Below are 18,901 nucleotides of genomic sequence, written 5' to 3'. Positions count from 1 at the left end.
CAGCCGATTTACAGCGTCTGTCGCGGACAGACAACCAACGGCGAGACGGCGCGGCTGAGCGGTCAGATCTGCGACGTGAGTTCGACCGGGAAATCGTCGTTGTCGGCGTCGCGCATGGCGGCGAGGCTGCGGTTGTCGAGCACGTCGGCGATCGCCTGGCGCACTTCCAGCATCATGTGGCGGACCTGGCACGTCGGCTCGTCGCAGTCCTCGCAGCGCTGATATTGCGTGCGGCTGGCGCAAGGGATCGGCGCCAGCGGCCCGTCGAGCACGCGCACGACATGGCCGATCTTGATCTCGGAAGCGGGCCTGGCGAGGCGATAGCCGCCTTCCTTGCCCTTGCGGCTCTGGACGAAGCCGGCATTGCGCAATTCGCCCAGAATGGCGTCCAGGAACTTCTTCGGGATGTTGTTTGCGACCGCTATGTCGTTGACGAATGCAAGCTGGCCAGCCGGCAGGCCGGAAAGATGCACGAGGGCCTTGAGGCCGTATTTGCCTTTTTTGGTCAGCATGCCCGATTCAGTTTATCAAACCCCAATCGCCTGCATCTGGCGGTTGTTTGTGTGCAAATCATGACAGTTTGGCCGCGCTACGCGGCTTGGCACAACAATTCGTCGACACAGGTTAGGCACAAACGCGTTGATTCTTCGTAATGTTTTTCACATTGGCCGCGTTGATTTCGCCGGCAAGGTGATGCCGGCTCCAGATTGAAAAAAGCCGGCGATGCCGACGGCGATGACGGCTTTCCACTTCTTTTGATTGTAAGCGCTACCGGCTGCCATAGGCCTGATCGAGCAAGCCGCCTGCCGCGAAATGCTCTTTCTGCACCCTATCCCAGCCGCCGAAGATCTCGTCTACCGTCAACAGGCGCACGTCGGGAAACTCGGCTTTGTATTTGGCGGCCACTGCTGCGTCGCGGGCCCGCAGGCCGTTGCGGGCGGCAATGTCCTGGCCCTCGGGCGAATAGAGGAATTCGAGATAGGTCTTGGCGAGATCGCGGCTACCGTGCTCGTCGGCGATCTTATCGACGATCGCCACCGGGAATTCGGCCAGCAGGCTGACTGAAGGCGTGACTTGCTCGAACTTGTCGTCGCCATATTCCCTGCGGATGCCGCGCGTTTCGGATTCGAAGGTGATCAGCACGTCGCCGATCTCGCGCTGCACGAAGGTGGTGGTGGCGGCGCGGCCGCCGGTGTCGAAGATCGGCACGTTGGCAAACAGCTTGGCGATGAACTCCTTCACCTTGGCGTCGTCGCCCTTGAAGGCTTCCTTCGCGTAAGCGGTGGCAGCGAGATAGGTATAGCGGGCATTGCCTGATGTCTTCGGGTTGGGGAAGATCACCTGCACGTCGTCACGCACCAGATCGTTCCAGTCCTTGATGTGCTTGGGATTGCCGGCACGAACAAGGAAGGACGGCAGCGAATAGAAAGGCGATGCGTTGTCTGGGAAATCCTTCTGCCAGTCCGCGGAGATCAGACCCCTCTTGACCAGGAAATCGACGTCGGTGACCTGGTTGAAGGTGACGACGTCGGCTGCCAAACCTTCCGCGATGGCACGAGCCTGCGCCGAGGTTCCGGCGTGGGACTGATCGACGGTCACGCCGGGATGCTCAGCGATGAAAGCCTTGTTGATGTCGGCAAACAATTCGCGGCCGACGTCGTAGGAGGCATTGAGCAGCTTGTCGGCCGACCAGGCTTGGGAGGACGCGAGGACGACGAAGCCGGCAAGCGTGGCAATACCCAGCAATAAGCGCTTCATGAAAACGGTCCTCCTCCAGACAATCAGAACTATGGTGTGACCATAAAAAGGAAAGCCTGGCTGCGCGAGGCACGCGGTCCGGGGGACGCACGAGCAGCGGGAAAATCTCCCGCCCGAACAGCCGCTTGGTAGGATTTTCTTCCAACCTGATTCATCGCGGCTCCTCTACCGGGCGCCTGGACGTGGCAGGCGGCAAATAGGTCAGGAGGCCGGGAAAAGCTTCCAGCGCCTCGGCCTGAAAGCCACCCGGCTCTTCTGTGCCGCCGGATGGTCGACCGGCAGCTCGATCTCGACGCGCTGACGCTCGCCGCCGATCTCGAGCTCGACCCGCCTTGTGCCGGCGACGCGGCGGCTGGCGGCGACCGTCCCGGCAATGCAGCCGCTGCAGCCGTCGAGCAGCTCGACATCGTGCGGACGAAAGTAGAGCAGGGCCTCTCCCGACTGCGCATGCGGCGCCTGCAGACCGACCGGCCGGTCGGCCAGCCAGATCTCGCCATTGTCAACCTTGACCGGCAGCGAGCTCGATTCGCCGATGAAGCTGTAGACGAAAGGCGAGTTCGGCGTGTCGTAGATCTCGTCGGCCGAGCCGACCTGCTCGATGCGACCTTGGCTCATGACGACAACGCGGTCGGCGAGTTCGAGCGCCTCCTCCTGGTCGTGGGTAACGAAGACCGTGGTGTGGCCGGTGGCGTCGTGGATTTCGCGCAGCCAGCGGCGCAACTCGCGGCGCACCTGCGCGTCAAGGGCGCCGAATGGCTCGTCGAGCAAAAGCACCTTGGGCTCGATGGCCATGGCGCGGGCGAGCGCGACGCGCTGGCGCTGGCCGCCGGAAAGCTGCGCCGGATAGCGCTTTTCCAGCCCCGACAGCTGGACGAGGTCGAGGAGTTCCGAAGCGCGGCGGCGGATCTCCTGCGCCGAGGGACGCGCGGCGCCGTGCCGGACCTTGAGGCCGAAGCCGATATTGTCGGCAACCGTCATGTGTCGGAACAGAGCGTAATGCTGGAACACGAAGCCGACATTGCGCTCCTGGATCGACTTCTGCGAAGCATCCTCTTCGCCGAAGAAGATGGCGCCCTTGGTGGGCCGCTCCAGGCCGGCGATCAGGCGGAGCAGCGTCGTCTTGCCGGAACCGGATGGCCCGAGCAGCGCGATAAGCTCGCCCGACCTGATGTCGAGCGAAACGTCGTGGAGCGCCGGAAACCGCTCGAACTCCTTGCGCACGTTGACAACGCGAACTTCCATACAGATCCCTCAATCAGTTGATGCATGCTACGCGGTTTCGGGCGGCATGCATCTAATGTCCGCGTGTCGCGGCAATCTCGGCGCCGTAGCGCATCTCCAGAAGTGTTTTCAAGACCAGCGTCACCAAAGCCAGGCCGGCAAGCAGCGAGGCGACCGCGAAGGCCCCGACGGCGTTATACTCATTGTAGAGAATTTCCACATGCAGCGGCATGGTGTTGGTGAGGCCGCGAATGTGACCTGAGACCACCGACACGGCGCCGAACTCGCCCATGGCGCGCGCGTTGCAGAGTAGCACGCCGTAGAGCAGGCCCCATTTGACGTTGGGCAGCGTCACATACCAGAAGGCCTGCCAGCCATTGGCGCCGAGTGACAGGGCCGCCTCCTCGTCGCCATTGCCCTGTTCCTGCATCAGCGGGATCAGCTCGCGGGCGACAAAGGGGAAAGTGACGAAGATGGTTGCGAGCACAATGCCCGGCACGGCGAACAGGATGACGATGCCATGCGCCTTCAGCCACGCGCCGAGCAGGCCTTGCGCCCCGAAGAGGAGCACATAAACCAGGCCGGAAATGACGGGCGACACCGAGAACGGCAGGTCGATGAGGGTGGTCAGAAAGGCCTTGCCCTTGAACTCGAACTTGGCGATCGCCCAGGCAGCCGAGATGCCGAAAATGAGGTTGAGCGGCACCGAGATCGCCGCCACCAGCAGCGTCAGGCGGATCGCCGAGCGCGTGTCGGGGCTGGCAAGCGCCTCCGTGTAGGCGCCGATGCCTTTGCTAAGCGCCTCGTGGAAGACAACGATCAGCGGCAGAAGCAGGAAGACGGCGAGGAAGGCGAAGGCTATTCCCATCGCCACCCAGCGCACCGGCCTGCTTTCGGTCACCGCGGCCGACTGGCTTTCGTGATGCGGTTCGTAGGATTTGATCTCGGGATCAGCCATAGCGCTTGCGGCTCCATGTCTGGACGAGGTTGACGACCAAAAGCATCACGAAGGACAGCGCCAGCATGATCGCGGCGATCGCGGTCGCCGCCTCGTAATTGTATTCCTCGAGCCGGATGACGATGAGGAGCGGCGCGATCTCCGACTTGAAGGGCAGGTTGCCGGCGATGAAGATGACCGAGCCGTATTCGCCGACACCGCGCGCGAAGGCGAGCGAGAAGCCGGTGACGATGGCCGGCGCCAGTCCCGGGAAGAGCACACGAGTGATGGTCTGGAAGCGGTTGGCGCCAAGCGTGGCGGCAGCTTCCTCGACCTCCCTGTCGAGCTCCTCCATGATTGGCTGGACGGTGCGCACCACGAAGGGTAGGCCGATGAACACCAAGGCGATGACGATGCCGAGCGGGGTGTAGGCGACCTTTATGCCGAGCGGCATCAGAAGCTGGCCGATCCAGCCATTCGGCGCATAGAGTGTGGTGAGCGCGATACCGGCGACTGCGGTGGGCAAGGCGAAGGGCAGGTCGACCATCGCATCGGCGATGCGTCGGCCGGGGAAGCGGTAGCGGACCAGCACCCAGGCGACGATGGTGCCGAAGACGACGTTGACCGCGGCGGCCAGGAAGGCGGTGCCGAAGCTGATCTTCAGCGCATTGAGAGTGCGCCGGTCGACGGCGATCGCCCAGAAGTCGGTCCAGCCGAGCGCGGCCGAACGCCAGACCAGCCCCGAAAGCGGAATGAGGATGATGAGCGTGAGGTAGGCAAGCGAGAAGCCGAGCGTCAATCCGAAGCCCGGAATGACACTCGGCTGTCTGAACCGCCACCCCGCCTTGGCGGGTGCTGTGTTCATGCTGTTCTGGATCGTCCCTTCTTACTCAGACCAGAGTGCCCTTCGCCTCGGCTCGGGCACTCGTACAATAGACCCAATCAGGTTTCATCCGGCCCATGGCCGCCATGCTTCATTGGGCGGGCTTGTAAATCTGGTCGAATATACCACCGTCGCCGAAATGATAAGGCTGCGCCTTCTTCCAACCGCCGAATTGCGGATCGTCGATGGTGACGAGCTTGATTGCCGGTAGCTTGGCGAGATCCTCGGCAGGCACCAGGTCGGGCTTGGCCGGACGATAGTGGTTCTTGGCGATGATGGTCTGGGCTTCCTTCGAATAGAGCCAGCTCAGATAAGCCTCGGCGACCTTGCGGGTGCCCTTGGCGTCGACATTGCCGTCGACGACGGCGACCGGCGGCTCGGCCAGGATCGAGGTCGGCGGGTAGACGATGTCGAAATTGTCGGCGCCGAATTCATCGAGCGCGAGATAGGCTTCGTTCTCCCAGGCGATCAGCACGTCGCCCAGCCCCTTCTGCGCAAAGGTCACCGTCGAGCCGCGGGCACCGGTATCGAGGACGGGGACATTCGCATAGAGCTTGCCGACGAACTCCTTGGTCTTGGCTTCGTCATTGCCGTCATTGGCATTGGCATAGGCCCAGGCGGCGAGGTAGTTCCAGCGCGCGCCGCCCGAGGTCTTCGGGTTCGGCGTGATTACCTGGACGCCGTCCTTCACCAGATCGTTCCAGTCATGGATGTCCTTGGGATTGCCCTTGCGCACCAGGAAGATGATGGTCGAGGTGTAGGGGGCCGAGTTGTTCTCGAACTTCGTGCGCCAGTCCGGATTGATCTTTTTCGTCTTCGCGGCAATGGCGTTGATGTCGCCTTCGAGCGCCAGCGTCACGACATCGGCGTCGAGACCGTCGATGACGGCTCGCGCTTGGGCGCCGGATCCGCCATGCGACTGTTGGATGGTAACGGTTTCCCCGGTCTCCGCCTTCCAGTGCGCGGCGAAGGCCTCGTCATAGGCTTTGTAGAGCTCACGTGTCGGGTCGTAGGACACATTCAGAATGGTCGTATCGGCAAATGCGAAACCGAGCGAGCCGAACTGGACAGATGTGGCGACCAGCGCGCCGAGCAGTTTCCCGAAATGAGGGTTGGTCATTTCCGCCTCCGTTGAACGGCCCGAACTCTAGCGAATTTATAGAAATTAGATGCACTCAATGTTGCCTTTTTCATCTTCTTGCAGCAATTTTTCGCCGAGGGGCGGCCAGTCGAGGAAATATCTTCCTCACTTGCCAGCAGCGTGGTTCCTCGTCAGCGGGCCTAATTAGAACCGGCCGCGATCCGGGCAAGTCCTGTGCCCTAGTCGGCGGTCACCGGAAAATCGAAGCGCTGCTTTGGGAACGGCTCGTCGGCGAGGGTGAAATGCCACCATTCGCGCGCATAGTTGCGGAAGCCGGCGGCGCGCATGGCCGAAAGCAGCATCGTGCGGTTTGCCGTCGCTTGGAGGGGCAGCGGGCGGTGGGCCGTCTCGCTCGCCGAATCGAAACAGTCGAATCCGGTGCCGAAGTCGAGCGTGCGGGCGTCAGTCGCGCCGCAAGCGGAATGAGCCGGGCTTGTCTTGTCAAGCTCAGCGACGGCGAGGTCAACGGTCGAGCCCCGCGAGCGGCTGGACAGTTCGCCGACATAGCCCTCGGCGATGAGGTCGCCGCGCTCGACCTTCGGATACCATTGCGGATCGGGCGGGCCGCCTTGCCTTGTCCATCTGACCATGTCGGCGACGGCGCGTGCCGGGCGGTAACAGTCGAAGACGATCAGCGTGAGGCCCTCGGCCGTCATTGCTTTCTGGACGCCGGACAGCGCCTTCGCCGCCGGCGCGGTCAGGATGCAGACCGGCGCTTCGTAGCCGTCGACCTCGCGCTGCAGGAAGTTTCCCAGCCCGGCATAGCGGATGTCCTGGCGAATGGTCGGATCGACATCGGCGAGCCGGACGAATCCGGCGGGCAGGGGGTCGGCGTGGGCGGAGAAGGCAGCCAGGAGAGCCAGTGCCGGGAGGATTATAGCTGCTCCCGCTGAAGGACGGGTGTGCTTCGCAATAAGCCTCGAGAGAAGTGCCTTTCGATCCTTGAAAGGCGCAACGCGCCGAATCGCTTGCCCGCTTCTATTCAACGAAAACCTTCACGCTGGCCGCGCGCCCGGCGGCGTCGATAACGGTGAGCGTCGAATAGCCGGTGCCGTCGGGCTGCCAGGTCGCGGTGCGGCGGCGGTCGATGCCCGCGAGCGGCTTGCCGTTGGCAAGCCAGCGGAAGGGCGCGCGGCCGCCCTGCAGCTTCAGCACAAGCGGCGAAGCGTCCGCCGAATTGGTGCCGAGGTCGACGCGAGCCCCGTCCGGCGGGAAGACGATGGTGGGCGCCGGTTCAGTCGGCGTTGCCTGCACCAGCCCGTCGGAGCCGGCGCCGAAGCGGGCGAGCGTCACCGGCAATTCTTCGCGTTTGGGATTGAAGAGACCCGGCGGCCGGCCGGGCAGCGGCACGCTGGCCAAACCCGAGCGGACAAAGCCTTCGAAGAGAATGGGCGCGGCCGAAACATAGCCGGAGAGGCCAGGTACCGGGCCGGCGTCGGCACGGCCGACCCAGACGCCAAGCACATAGCGGCCGTCGAAGCCAACCGACCAGGCATCGCGATAGCCGTAAGATGTGCCGGTCTTGTAGGCGATGCCGCGCTGGGCCGCACCTTCGGGCGGCTTCACGCCGGACAGGATGTCGTCGATCTGCCAGGCGGCCTGGTCGTCGAGGATAGTGGCGGTGATGCGCTCGGCATCGGCGGGCTCGGTGCCGTCATGCAGCGCGTGCATCTTGCCGCCATTGGCGAGGCCGGTATACAGCTGCACTAGGTCGCGCAAAGTCACCCCGGCGCCGCCGAGGCCGATCGCCAGCCCGGGCGCCTCGTTGAGCGGCAGGACCAGGTTGACGCCGGCCTGGCGGAAGCGCGCCGTGAGCCGTGCGGGACCAACCGCGTCCAGCACCCGGATCGCCGGCACGTTGAGCGACAGCTGCAGCGCCTGCCTGATGCTGACGTCGCCCTGGTAGCCCATGTCGAAATTCTTCGGCCGGTAGCCGCCAAAGTCGGCGGGGCTGTCCTCGATGATCGTCTCCTGCGCCACCAGGCCTTGCTCGAAGGCAAGCCCATAGATGAATGGCTTCAGCGTCGAGCCAGGCGAGCGGACGATCTTGGTCATGTCGATCCAGCCGGAGCGGCTGGCGTCGAAGAAATCGGCCGAGCCGACCTCGCCGAGTATGTCGCCGGTGCGCGCATCGGCCAGCACCATGGCGACGGAAAGTCGTGGGCCGAGCTTCCTGGCGGCCTCTTTCGCCACCTGCTCCAGCCCTTGCTGAACACTGCGGCGGATGGTGAGTTGCAGCGGCTTGCCGGGTTCAGCCTTGGGCAGCATGGCGTAGGAAGCATGCGCGGCCAATGCCGGCAGCTTGCGGCGCAGGCCGGAGACGTGGTCGAGCGCGGCGCGCGCTGCCTCCCGTTCGTTGAGCAGACCGGCCGAGACCATGCGGGTGAGCACGCGGTCGCGCGCGGCATGCGCGATGTCGAGGTTGCGGTCGGGCCGGCGCTTTTCCGGCAACTGCGGCAGCGCGACCAGAAGGGCTGCTTCCGATACGGTCAGCCGCTTCGGCTCCTTGCCGAAATAGGCGAGCGAGGCGGCGCGCACGCCTTCCAGGTTGCCGCCATAGGGCGCCAGTGTCAGGTAGCGCTCGAGGATTTCGCGCTTGGACAAACGCCGCTCGATCTGGATGGCGCGCAGGATTTGCCTCGCCTTGGAGGCGAGGCTGCGGCTGTCGCGCGGCTCGATCAGACGGGCAAGCTGCATCGAGAGCGTCGAGCCGCCGGAAACGATGTGGCCGCTGGTGGCGAACTGCCCAGCGGCGCGACAAAGCGCCAGCATGTCTACGCCGCGGTGGTCCCAGAAGCGCTTGTCTTCATAGGCGACCAGCATGTCGACGAACTGCTTGTCGACCTGGTCGAGCCGGGTCCCAAGCCGCCAGTAGCCGTCCGGTGTGGCGAAGGCGCGCAAGAGTTCGCCGTCGCGGTCCTGCACTTCGGCGGAGACCGTCAGCGCCGCCGGCAGTGGCGACGGGAAGGCGCGGTCGAGCTGCCAGAGAGCGGCGACGGAAAGGGCAAGACAGGCGGCGGAGGAAGCTGCCGTTATGGCAGCGCGCCGCAAAAATCTTTTGGAGAGCATGGTGCTGCCCCTCACCCTGACCCTCTTCCCGTGAAAGACGGGGAGAGGGGGGCGTCAGCGCTGGAGCTTGTCCCTTCTCCCCGTCTTTCACGGGAAGAAGGTGCCGGCAGGCGGATGAGGGGCAGCGCTATCGCCATGTTTGTGATCGCCAGCGTCGGAATACTTACTCCGCCTTGACCTCCATCATGCCGGAGGCGGTGCGGGCCGAATATTGCGGCCGGTACATGTCCTCCACCGTCGCCGCCGGATGGGCATAGGTGCCGGGCGTCACGGCGCGCACGACATAGGCCAGCGTGATGTTGCGGTCGCCGTCGCCTTCGTTGGGATTGAAGGCGGCGACGAAGCGGTCGTCACGGAACTCCAGATGCGCGGCGTCGGTCTGCGCCAGCCAGGAGAAGTTCGACAACTGAGCGCTGGACACCAGGCTCGGATTGTCGATCTCGAAGCCGGCCGGCAACAGATCGGTGATCAGCAGGCGCGAGGGCCATTTGTTCTGCTCATAGACCTTGAGCACGACCACATAGCGTTCGTTCTGCCTGGCCTCGGTGATGTTCGCCTCGGTGCCGTCGAGCCTGTAGTAGGTACGATCGATGGTGAAGCCGTCGCCGCCGGCCGGCAGCGGCTCGACGGGTGCCGCCACCGCGGTGACGACGGCCTGTAGCGCCGTGGTGCCGGTGTTGGCGATGGTGAGCGGGCTGTCGACAAGATCGTTGCCGGCAACCCGATCGGAATAGCCGCCGGTATGCGGCGCGCCGTTGACGGAAAGCGTGATCGAATTGTTGCCTTCCTTCAGCGCCCTTGCCGCAAGGAGCATCCAGGATTCGTCCTGCGTGCTCGTCCAGCGGGCGTCGGCGCGTTCACGCGCCACCAGCCTGATCAGCTGCGGCACGATGCTCGGCACCGGCTTCGATTCCGCGGCCAGCGCAAGCATCGCCGCGCCGTCACGCAGGGGCGAGCCATAATCGGAGCGATAATAGTCGTATTCGGTGCTTGCCTGCGCCAGCCGCAAGGCCGTCTGGAAAGTCGCCTCCGAACGCTGGGTGTCGCCATAGAGCGCCAGGCTCGCGGCCAGTTGGGCGACAGCCATCGGGCTCGAGAAGGACTCGAGCTGCGTGTCCGAATAGTAGCGCAGATCGCCGATCGAGGCCTTCTTGTTGCGGGCGAGCACATAGAGCGCGTAGGCGATCTCGCTGCCGCGATCCTGGACGTCCTGGTCATACCCAAGCGAGTTCTGCAGGTTGTTCAGCGCCTGGTTCATCGCCTGAGCCGGCACGTCGTATTTCTGCTCGCGTGCCCGGGTCAGGAACTCCGTGACATAAGCATCGAGCCAGAGATCGCCGGATCCCGGGCCCCAGAGGCCGAAGCTGCCGCTTGATGCCTGGTAGCTCAGCACCTTGTAGACGGCATCTTGGATGCGACCATGCAGGTCCGGATCGCTCTCCATGCCGATGCTTTTTGCCATGTCGTTGACATAGAGCAGCGGCAAGGCACGGCTGGTTGTCTGCTCGGCGCAGCCATAGGGGTAGCGATCGAGCGTCATCAAGAGCGAAGGCACGTCGAAGGCGGCTGCCTGTGAGACGCCGACGCTGACCGAAGCACCGTCGAGCACGCTTGCGGCGAGCAGCTCCTTGTCGACGCGCAAGGCGCCGCCATTGGGTTTCAGGTCGACCACCATGCGGTTGGTGACCGGGAGCTGCGCCGGGCGCACCGGCAGGTAGAGCGTCTGCTCGACCTCGGTTCCGCCGTCATGCGCGAGCTTGACGGTGATCAAAGCGTCGCCCGCCGTCTGCGCGATCAGCGGAAATGAGAGCGATTGCCGCTTGCCCTGGCTAAGCGTCAGCTTCTCGGGCAGGGGCTTGTCGCCGGTCGAGAGATCGCCGGTCGTGGTGACCGACAGCTTGTAGTCGCCGGCAGGGCCGTCGGTGTCGGCGATGTCGAGACGCATGGTCGCGGCATCGCCAGGCGCCAGGAAGCGCGGCAGGCCGGCGGTGATCACCACCGGATCGCGCACGATGACGTCGGTTTGAGCATGGCCGACGGCCTCTTTGGTCCAGGCGACGGCCATGACGCGCACGGTGCCGTTGAACTGCGGGATGTCGAAATCGATCCGCGCCTTGCCGTTGGCATCGAGCTCGACCGGGCCGGAGAAGAAGGCGACCAGCTTCTCGGTCGGCGGGCTGCCCTGCGACTGCATGTTGGCGCCGTCGCCGCCGGTCCGCAATTTGCCGGTGGTGCCGAGCGAACCGTCGATCAGGCGGCCATAAAGGTCGCGGATTTCCAGACCCAGCATGCGCTGGCCGAAGAACCAGTCCTCCGGATCGGGCGCCTTGTAGTTGGTGAGATTGAGGATGCCGACATCGACGGCGGCGACCATGACATAGGCCTTGCTGCCGGCTTGCGCGCCGCTGACGGCGACCGGGATCGACAGCTGCTGGCGCGGGGCCGTCTTTTCAGGCGGCGTAAGCGCAACAGTGAGCTTTTTCGAACCCGGATCGACGGTCAGCCATTTGACGCCGATTGCGCGGGCCGGCATGCGCGATTCCTGCGCATCGCCGGGCCGGAACAAAGTCGCCGTGACATAGGCGCCGGCTCCCCAGTCGTTGCCGACCGGGATGTCGACGGTGCTGCCGCCGGTCGGCACCGAAGCGGTGACGGTCTTCAACAGCTTCTCGGCGCCGATGGTGACCAGGAGTTCGCCGGCAAAATGCGGCGACACCTTGAGCTTGGCCACCTCGCCGGCGGCGTAAGTGTCCTTGTCGAGAGCGATCTCCAGGCCGTCCGGTGTTTCGGTAGTGGTCGAGGCGACGTACCAGCCGGCGTCGAACTCATAGCTGGTCGCCGGGCCATCGGGGTCGGCCGTCTCGACCTCGAGCCGGTAGCGGCCCCAGTCGACAGGAAGCGACACGGTCGCCTCGCCGTCGGCTTTCAGGTCGATCTGGCCGTTGGCGACGGCCTTGGTGAGGTTCACCGCTTCATAGTTCCAGGAATTGTTCGAACGGTACCACTGGTAATTGCGCTCGACCTTGACCAGCGACCACTGCGCGCCCTTCAGCTCCTCGCGTTTGCCGTTCGGATCGACGGCGATGATGCTGAATTTCGCCGTTCCGCCTTGCGGCACCTCGCCGCCTTCGAAATCCGGGCGGATGCCGATCATCTCCTTTTCCGGATGGACGGCGATGTCGAGCGAGCGCTCGACGGCACGGCCGCCGGCTTCGCGCATGCGGACTGTGACCTTGGCGTTGATCAGCTTGGTCGTGGAGGGCAGTTGGTCGATCGAGACCGGGAAGGTCGCCTTGCCGTCGTCGCCGACGAGGGGAAGGTTGGCCAAAGGCGTCACCGAAGGTTCGGCCGACTGCTCGTCGGCGAGACCGAAGATGAAGTCCTTGAACCGATCCCAGCTGTCCGTGGTCGACAGCGTCATCTCGCCTTCAAGCGCGAGGCCGGCGGCCGGCGCGCCATAGAGGAAGCGGCCGTCGACGCTGACATTGGCGGTCTCGCCCTGCGCGATTTCCTTCTTGTCGGCCGTCAAGTCGAACTCGATGCGATCCGGCACGAAGTCTTCGACCAGGAACATATGGCTGGCGACCGGTGCCTGCTTGGGATCGGTGTAGATCGACACCGACCAGGTGCCGCGCATGGCGTTAGGCTCGAGCGACAGATCGACGGCATGGGCGCCGGCGGAAGCGCCGTCGCTGACGATACGGCGGTTCTCGACGCCATCGGGTCGGGTGAAGATGAAGGTCAGCGGCAGGTTCTCGACCGCCTTGGCGGCGCCGTCGCGCGCAAGGGCGGCGACATGGACGTCTTCGCCGGCGCGGTAGATGCCGCGCTCGGTCCAGGCATAGACGTCGAGTGCGCCGGGCGCGGCACGCCCGGCAACGCCGCGGTCCGACAGATCGAAACCGGCGCGGCCCATGTCGAGGAAGACGAAGTCGTTGTCGCCCTGCTTGGCCATCAGCACCGCCGGCACCATGCCGCCTTCGCCGCGCGTCAGGCCGGGGTTGAAAACGGCATGGCCCTCGGCGTCGGACGTCGCCGTGCCGAGGATTTCATTGTTCTTGGCAAGCAGCGTCAGTTCGGCGCCGGCAATCGGCTTGGCAGAGCCCAGCGAGCGGGCAAAGACGTTGAGACCGTCCTGGCCGGTATAAGTGGACAGACCGATGTCGGAAACGACGAACCACTGGGTGGCGCGCGAACCATAATCGTCGCTCTTGTCGTCGACCGGCTGGGCGGTCAGCACATAGACGCCGGGCTTGCGCTGCGGGATCGCTTTGTCGACCGGGAAGGAGGTGGTGACCTCCTTGTTGAGGTCGTTGGCGATGTCGAGCGTGCCTTCCCAGACCGGCTCGCCCATCTGGTCGGAAATGGTGGAAATGTCGTAGCCGTCGAGCTGATGCAGGAACTGGTAGCCGGACAGAAGCTGCGCCAGCGATCGGTCGCCGATGCGGTAGAGCTTCATCTTGGCGGCGCTCATGTTGACGGTGACGACCGGAATGCCGCGGCGGGCGCCGGCCGGCAGCACGAAGCTGTCGCCGGTGAAGCGGGCGGACGGGGCGCGGTCCTGGACATAGATCGACAGCACGACCGGAGCGGCAATCGTCTCGCCGATGGCGGCCGGCAGACCGGCGCGGAAGGTCACGTCATAGTGCTGGCCATGTTCAAGCCCTTCGACGCAGATCTGCTTGTCCTTGGCTTCGACAGCCTTGGGAGCGGCATTGTCGACGGTGACGAACTGCGAATAGTCGACGCCGGTCTTCACCAAGTCCTCGGAGAACTGGGCGCAGATGCGCGGCGAAGAGGAATCGGCATCGACGGAATGGTCGATGACCCGGAAACCCTTGCGTGCCTTGAGGTCGGCGTAGTCGGCCTGCACGGCTGGCGAGTTCACCAGCGCAAGGCTCGCCTCATAGGCCTGAATGGCCGGCCGGAAAAGGTCGCGCTTGTCGAGGCCGGCGGCAAGCAGCGCCAGCGCCTCGGCGCGGGTCTTTGCCGTGCGCACCAGCTTATAGGCGTTGAAGGCGGCCGAGGTGACGTTTGCCGGCAGGGTAGAGGGTTCGGAGGTGTTGGAAGCCGGCTGCACGCCGAGCGTCTCGCGCGCCAGCGCCAGCCAGAGCGCGCCGTCGTCGGGCAGGACAGACAGCGCCGCCTGGTATTTCTGCATGGCCAGGCGATGGTCGCCGGTCAGCGCTGCCTGCTCGGCCGCGGCTTGAAGTGCGGCCAGCCCTTCGGTCGGCTTGTCATAGGCCGGATCGGTCAGCTTGTTGCGGAACTGCTGGGCCTGATCGGCCATCCAGTTGGGGAAGAAGGCAAGTGGAGGCGGCGCGCCGATATCGGGGTCGCCATCGATGTTTGCGACTTTGCCGGCGACGGCGCCGCTGAAGGGTTTCAGCTGATTGTAGTCGGATTTGAGAAAGCACCATTTGGCCTTGGTGTTGTAGGTGAAGGCGCGGCAGGCGGGATCGCCGAGGCATGTGGTCTTGCATTGGTCGAGGCTGACATTCTGGTCGGACCTGAGGTCGAAACCGAAATAGTCGGAATTGTCAGTCGTCACGATTCGCCGGGCTTCGGCCGCTTGCGCGGCCCCGCTCAAGGCAAAGAACAGAAGAATGAGGAACGAGAAACCACGAGCCGCGCGCATTGCCATATCACCCTCCCGACATTGCAGCGTCCGGGCATGATCAAGCATCAAACAGGCTTGTCAACGCCGAACGCGGCAGGTTTTCAACCCGCCAACGGTTTCCATGCCGGCCACAGGCCGGTATTTCGACAGAACCTCCATGGGACAAGGGTTCACGCTTTCTTGCGAAGGCGCAAAAGGTGTGAATTCCAAGCCCGGTCTATTTCAGACAATTGGATTGTGGCCCCTTTACGAGCGTTTCAGAACTTCATTCCAATTTTAGTTTTGTCGTCTAGGTTAGCGTAATGCCGGCGTATGAAACGCAGATGTCAGGAGGGATCGCGCCAGGGCGCGGGCTTCCGCGCGCCCTGCTTTTGGCGCTCGTCTGCGCGGCCATGCTCGCCGGCGAAGCGCGGCCGGCGGCTGCTTTCGAGATTTTCGGCATCAAGCTTTGGGGCTCGTCCAAGGACGAGGATGCCGACATCGTCGATCCGCTGCGCTATTCGGTGACCATGGACGCTCCCGATGCCGACAAGGATCTGGTCAAGAAGCTGGAAGATGCCTCGGCGCTCAAAAATGACGAGGAGCATCCGGTATCAGGGTCGCTCGGCTTGATGGCCAAGGCGCGCAGCGACCGCGAGCAACTGGTTGCCGCCCTTTATGCCGACGCCCGCTACGAGGGCGTGGTCACCATCACCATAGAGGGCAAGTCCATCGACGAACTGCCGCCGGACGCCGAATTCAAGGGGCCGCAGCCCATTCCGGTGGTCGTCAGCATCGCCGCCGGGCCGAAATTCACCCTCGGCGACATCAGACTGAAAGGCGACGCGGCCGGCCTGGCGAGCGCCGATTTCGGCCTGATCGCGGGCGGCGACGCCAGTTCGGGTGCCGTGCTCAAGGCCGAAGCGGCGATCGTGCGAGCGCTCAAGGAAGAGGGCAGACCGCTAGCCCAGGTGACGGATCGCGAGATCGTCGCAGACCATGACACCTCGACGCTCGACGTGACACTGACGGTCGCAGCCGGCCCGGTCGCCGGCTATGGCGACACCACCGTCGAGGGTACCGAAAAGGTCGATCGCGACTTCACCGAATACATGACCGACCTAAAGCGGGGCCAGCAATATTCGCCGCAAGAGATTGACGATGCCCGCGATCGGCTGCTCGGGCTCGAAGTCTTCAACAGCGTGACCATCAAGGAGGGCGAGAGCCTCGACGCCCAAGGCAACATTCCGATCGACGTCCAGGTGAGCGAGCGCAAGCCGCGCTTTTTCGGCGTCGGCGGCACGTTTTCGAACACGGAAGGACTGGGGCTCGAAGGCTATTGGGGCCACCGCAACCTGTTCGGCCAGGCAGAGAAGCTGCGCATCGACGGCTCCATCAGCGGCATCGGCAGCAACAGCATTTCCGCGCTCAACTACAATGCCGGCATCATGTTCGAGAAGCCGGGGGTGCTCGGGCCGACATCCAAGTTCTTCACCGGCGTCAAGACCGTGTTGGAGCACCCCGACGCCTATGACCATTTCTCGGTCAAGGGCGACGTTGGAGTCTCCTACGACCTCGACAAGAGGCAGCGGGTCTCGGCTGAATTCGACCTCGACTACTCGAGGATCACCGACGCCTTCGGCAAGCACACCTATCTGATCGCCAGCATTCCGCTGCAATATGTCTATGACAGCCGCGACAACAAGCTCAACCCGACCAGGGGTTTCCGGGCGCTCGCCTATGCCGAGCCGAGCTACGACATTCTGAACGGCGCGACATTCCTCAAGTTGAAGGGCGAAGGCTCGGCTTACCAGTCGCTCGATACGGCGAGCAGATTCGTCCTCGCCGAACGCGCCACGCTCGGCTCGATCGTTGGCACCGGGCTGCAGAATGTTCCGGCCGACAGGCGCTTCTATTCCGGGGGCGGCGGCTCGGTGCGCGGCTATGCCTATCAAGGTATCGGCCCGAAGGACATCGACGGCCAGCCGATCGGCGGCCTGTCCCTGTTCGAGACCTCGGTCGAGATGCGCATGGCCGTCACCGACACGATCGGCATCGTTCCGTTCGTCGATGCCGGCACGGTCTCGATCAAATCCTTCCCCGATTTCTCCGACGTCAAGGTCGGCGCCGGCGTCGGTCTGCGCTATCTTACGCCATTCGGGCCGCTGCGCATCGACGCCGCCGTGCCGCTCAATCGCGATCCGGGCGATCCGCATTTCGGCCTCTATGCCGGCATCGGTCAGGCGTTCTGATGATGAGGATATTCTGGCGCATCCTTCGTATCTGCCTTTACGCGCTGCTCCTGCTGCTGGTGGTGGCGATCGGCGCCCTCGCCGTGCTGACCGGCACCGAAGGCGGTCGTCAGAATCTCGCCGGTCTGATCTCGAAGCTGGCCTCGACCGAGGACCGCAAGATCACCGTCAGCGGTATCGAAGGCATCTGGTCCGGTCAGCTCAGGCTCGATCATGTCGTGCTGGAGGATCGCACGGGGCCCTGGCTGGTGGCGCGCAAGGTGGCGCTCGACTGGTCGCCGACGGCGCTTTTGTCGCGCAACTTCAGCGCCGATCGCATCGAAGCCGAGCGCATCGAGTTGGCGCGGCTGCCACGAGCCGGCCAACAGCCGTCGCAAGGCGCATCGAACAGTCTGCCGGTCTCGATCGACGTCAAAGAGATCGAGCTGCCGGAGATCGCGCTCGGGCAAGAGCTCGCCGGCAGCGGCATTGCCGAACTTGCCGCCAAGGGTTCGCTCAAGGCCGATCCATCGCCGCTGGCGATCGACACGGTGCTCAAAGTCGCCCGCCGCGACGGCAAGCAGGGCAATGTCGACGCCAAGGTCCGTTTCGCGCCGGCCGACAACAAGCTCGACCTCGATCTCAAGGCGTCGGAGCCGGCCGGCGGCATCATCGCCAATATGCTCAAGCTCCCCGATGCGCCCCCCGTTGATATCGTCGTCTCCGGCACGGGGCCGCTCGCCAATTGGAACGGCATCGGCACGTTCGTTGTCGACCGTCAGATCGTCGCCCAGCTCACCGGCCGCCATCAGTTGAGCGACAGGGGCCACTATATCGAGGCCAAAGGCGACGGCGAATTCGAGCGCTTCCTGCCGGAGAAGTTCAAGTCGCTGTTTGCCGGCAAGACGAATTTCGACGTGGCCGGGACGGCGACCACGACAGGCGGGATCGATATCGAGCGCGCAATTGTAGAGAGCGGCGCCGTGCACGGCACGGCCACCGGCAATGTCGACCCGAAGGGCGCCAGCGATCTTGCCGTCGAGCTCTCCGCCAAGGACAAGCCCGTCACCATCGACGTCGGCACCAGCGCGGTGCCGATCCTGGTCGCGGTCGAGAAGGCGACCGCACGCGCCTTTGGCGACGGCAAGGCGCCGATAGTCGACATCGGCACCTCCTTGGCCTCGATCGCCGTCGGCGGCACGCAGCTCAACAATGTGACGGGACAGGTCCATTCCGACGGCTTCGACGTCGCGACCCGCACCGGGCCGGTCAATGTCAAGCTCGCGGCCGCCGGCCTGAAGACCGACGTGGCGACCCTGGCGCCGCTGGTGACGGGCAAGCTAGCCGCCGATCTCGCCGGTTCGATCAGCCGCGACACCGTCACCGTCGACCAGGGCACGTTGCGCAGCGATGCGCTCAATGCAGCGCTGACCGCCGGCGTCTCGCTCGCCGACCTGTCGATGACGCTGAAGATGAACGCCGACGCCGTATCGAAGGCGCTGCCGCCGCAGATCAGCTCGCTGCTTGGCGAACGGGTGAAATTCTCGGCTACCGCGACCCGCGATCCGGAAGGCGCTTTCGCGGCCAACGAGCTGGAACTCACCTCCGGCTCGCTCAGCGCCAGCGGCACCGCCAGCGCGCAAGGCTCGGATATCAAGGCAAACGTCAAGGGAACGCTGGGCGATGTATCGGCGCTGTCGTCGCTGGCGGGCACGCCGCTTGCCGGCGGGGTCAATTTCGCGCTAACCGCCAGCGGTCCGCGCTGGGCGCCGGATTTCTCGGTGTCGGCCGACAGCGCCAGCCTGACGGCGGCCGGCCGCACGGTGAAGGACATCAAGCTCTCGGCGAAGGGCAAAGCCGACATCGCCAACCCCTCGGCCGATATCTCGCTGACGGGCAGCGTCGAGGAACAGCCGCTCGACATCGAGGCGTCGTTGGTGTCCGCCGCCGGCAAGCGCGCGATCAGGGGCCTCAGCCTTGCACTCGGCGACAACAAGGTTTCGGGCGACCTCGCGCTCGACGACCAGTTCCTGCCGGTTGGCACGCTGACGCTGGCCGTTCC

At 64.5% G+C, this 18,901-nt stretch carries 10 protein-coding genes and 1 pseudogene; 2 read left to right on the top strand and 9 right to left on the bottom strand.

What is annotated here, in order from left to right; genetic code table 11:
• Positions 1 to 62: 62 nt before the first annotated feature.
• The 9 genes from EOD29_RS02250 to EOD29_RS02210 all read right to left on the bottom strand — a co-directional run bounded on the left by EOD29_RS02250 (position 63) and on the right by EOD29_RS02210 (position 14,653).
• The gene (locus EOD29_RS02250; RefSeq protein WP_127245828.1) at positions 63 to 512 is read right to left on the bottom strand and encodes an Rrf2 family transcriptional regulator; all 450 of its coding nucleotides are present in this window, start codon (positions 510 to 512) and stop codon (positions 63 to 65) included.
• A gap of 256 nt (positions 513 to 768) precedes the next feature.
• Positions 769 to 1,758: a sulfate ABC transporter substrate-binding protein gene (locus EOD29_RS02245; RefSeq protein WP_095824962.1), complete on the bottom strand. Its 990-nt coding sequence runs from the start codon at positions 1,756 to 1,758 to the stop codon at positions 769 to 771.
• 201 nt (positions 1,759 to 1,959) lie between these two features.
• Positions 1,960 to 3,000, bottom strand: a complete 1,041-nt coding sequence (locus EOD29_RS02240) for a sulfate/molybdate ABC transporter ATP-binding protein (protein WP_095831663.1) — start codon at positions 2,998 to 3,000, stop codon at positions 1,960 to 1,962.
• Positions 3,001 to 3,052: 52 nt separating this feature from the next.
• Entirely contained in the window at positions 3,053 to 3,937 is an 885-nt protein-coding gene (cysW, locus tag EOD29_RS02235) for a sulfate ABC transporter permease subunit CysW (protein ID WP_067328919.1), read from the bottom strand.
• Positions 3,930 to 4,781, bottom strand: coding sequence for a sulfate ABC transporter permease subunit CysT (gene cysT, locus EOD29_RS02230; protein WP_066990552.1), 852 nt, complete (start codon positions 4,779 to 4,781; stop codon positions 3,930 to 3,932). The genes cysW and cysT overlap by 8 nt, the downstream gene beginning before the upstream one ends.
• 109 nt (positions 4,782 to 4,890) lie before the next feature.
• Positions 4,891 to 5,919 (bottom strand): sulfate ABC transporter substrate-binding protein, encoded by a 1,029-nt coding sequence (locus EOD29_RS02225; RefSeq protein WP_127245827.1) that lies wholly within the window; start codon positions 5,917 to 5,919, stop codon positions 4,891 to 4,893.
• A gap of 200 nt (positions 5,920 to 6,119) precedes the next feature.
• Complete coding sequence (locus tag EOD29_RS02220) at positions 6,120 to 6,818, bottom strand: M15 family metallopeptidase (protein WP_164763697.1); 699 nt, start codon at positions 6,816 to 6,818, stop codon at positions 6,120 to 6,122.
• A gap of 100 nt (positions 6,819 to 6,918) precedes the next feature.
• Complete coding sequence (pbpC, locus tag EOD29_RS02215) at positions 6,919 to 9,009, bottom strand: penicillin-binding protein 1C (RefSeq protein WP_127245825.1); 2,091 nt, start codon at positions 9,007 to 9,009, stop codon at positions 6,919 to 6,921.
• 163 nt (positions 9,010 to 9,172) lie between these two features.
• A complete protein-coding gene (locus EOD29_RS02210) occupies positions 9,173 to 14,653 on the bottom strand; it encodes an alpha-2-macroglobulin family protein (protein ID WP_127245824.1) in 5,481 nt (1,826 codons plus the stop codon).
• Between the two features lie 278 nt (positions 14,654 to 14,931).
• Here EOD29_RS02210 and EOD29_RS02205 point away from each other — a divergent pair, with 278 nt between their 5' ends.
• Both EOD29_RS02205 and EOD29_RS35770 read left to right on the top strand, forming a co-directional pair.
• Positions 14,932 to 16,860 (top strand): autotransporter assembly complex family protein, encoded by a 1,929-nt coding sequence (locus EOD29_RS02205; protein ID WP_127245823.1) that lies wholly within the window; start codon positions 14,932 to 14,934, stop codon positions 16,858 to 16,860.
• A pseudogene (locus tag EOD29_RS35770) lies at positions 16,860 to 18,901 on the top strand (translocation/assembly module TamB); the annotation flags it as partial. The gene EOD29_RS02205 and the pseudogene EOD29_RS35770, both read left to right, overlap by 1 nt.

The sequence above is a fragment of the Mesorhizobium sp. M1A.T.Ca.IN.004.03.1.1 genome, assembly GCF_003997555.1.
GTDB lineage: Bacteria > Pseudomonadota > Alphaproteobacteria > Rhizobiales > Rhizobiaceae > Mesorhizobium.
This window is presented reverse-complemented; position numbering and strand designations above follow the sequence as displayed.

Excerpts from the sequence above, each read along its gene's own strand:
- EOD29_RS02250 (WP_127245828.1), bottom strand. The coding sequence starts at position 512 with ATGCTGACCAAAAAAGGCAAATACGGCCTCAAGGCCCTCGTGCATCTT.
- EOD29_RS02245 (WP_095824962.1), bottom strand. The coding sequence starts at position 1,758 with ATGAAGCGCTTATTGCTGGGTATTGCCACGCTTGCCGGCTTCGTCGTC.
- EOD29_RS02240 (WP_095831663.1), bottom strand. The coding sequence starts at position 3,000 with ATGGAAGTTCGCGTTGTCAACGTGCGCAAGGAGTTCGAGCGGTTTCCG.
- cysW (WP_067328919.1), bottom strand. The coding sequence starts at position 3,937 with ATGGCTGATCCCGAGATCAAATCCTACGAACCGCATCACGAAAGCCAG.
- cysT (WP_066990552.1), bottom strand. The coding sequence starts at position 4,781 with ATGAACACAGCACCCGCCAAGGCGGGGTGGCGGTTCAGACAGCCGAGT.
- EOD29_RS02225 (WP_127245827.1), bottom strand. The coding sequence starts at position 5,919 with ATGACCAACCCTCATTTCGGGAAACTGCTCGGCGCGCTGGTCGCCACA.
- pbpC (WP_127245825.1), bottom strand. The coding sequence starts at position 9,009 with ATGCTCTCCAAAAGATTTTTGCGGCGCGCTGCCATAACGGCAGCTTCC.
- EOD29_RS02210 (WP_127245824.1), bottom strand. The coding sequence starts at position 14,653 with ATGGCAATGCGCGCGGCTCGTGGTTTCTCGTTCCTCATTCTTCTGTTC.
- EOD29_RS02205 (WP_127245823.1), top strand. The coding sequence starts at position 14,932 with ATGCCGGCGTATGAAACGCAGATGTCAGGAGGGATCGCGCCAGGGCGC.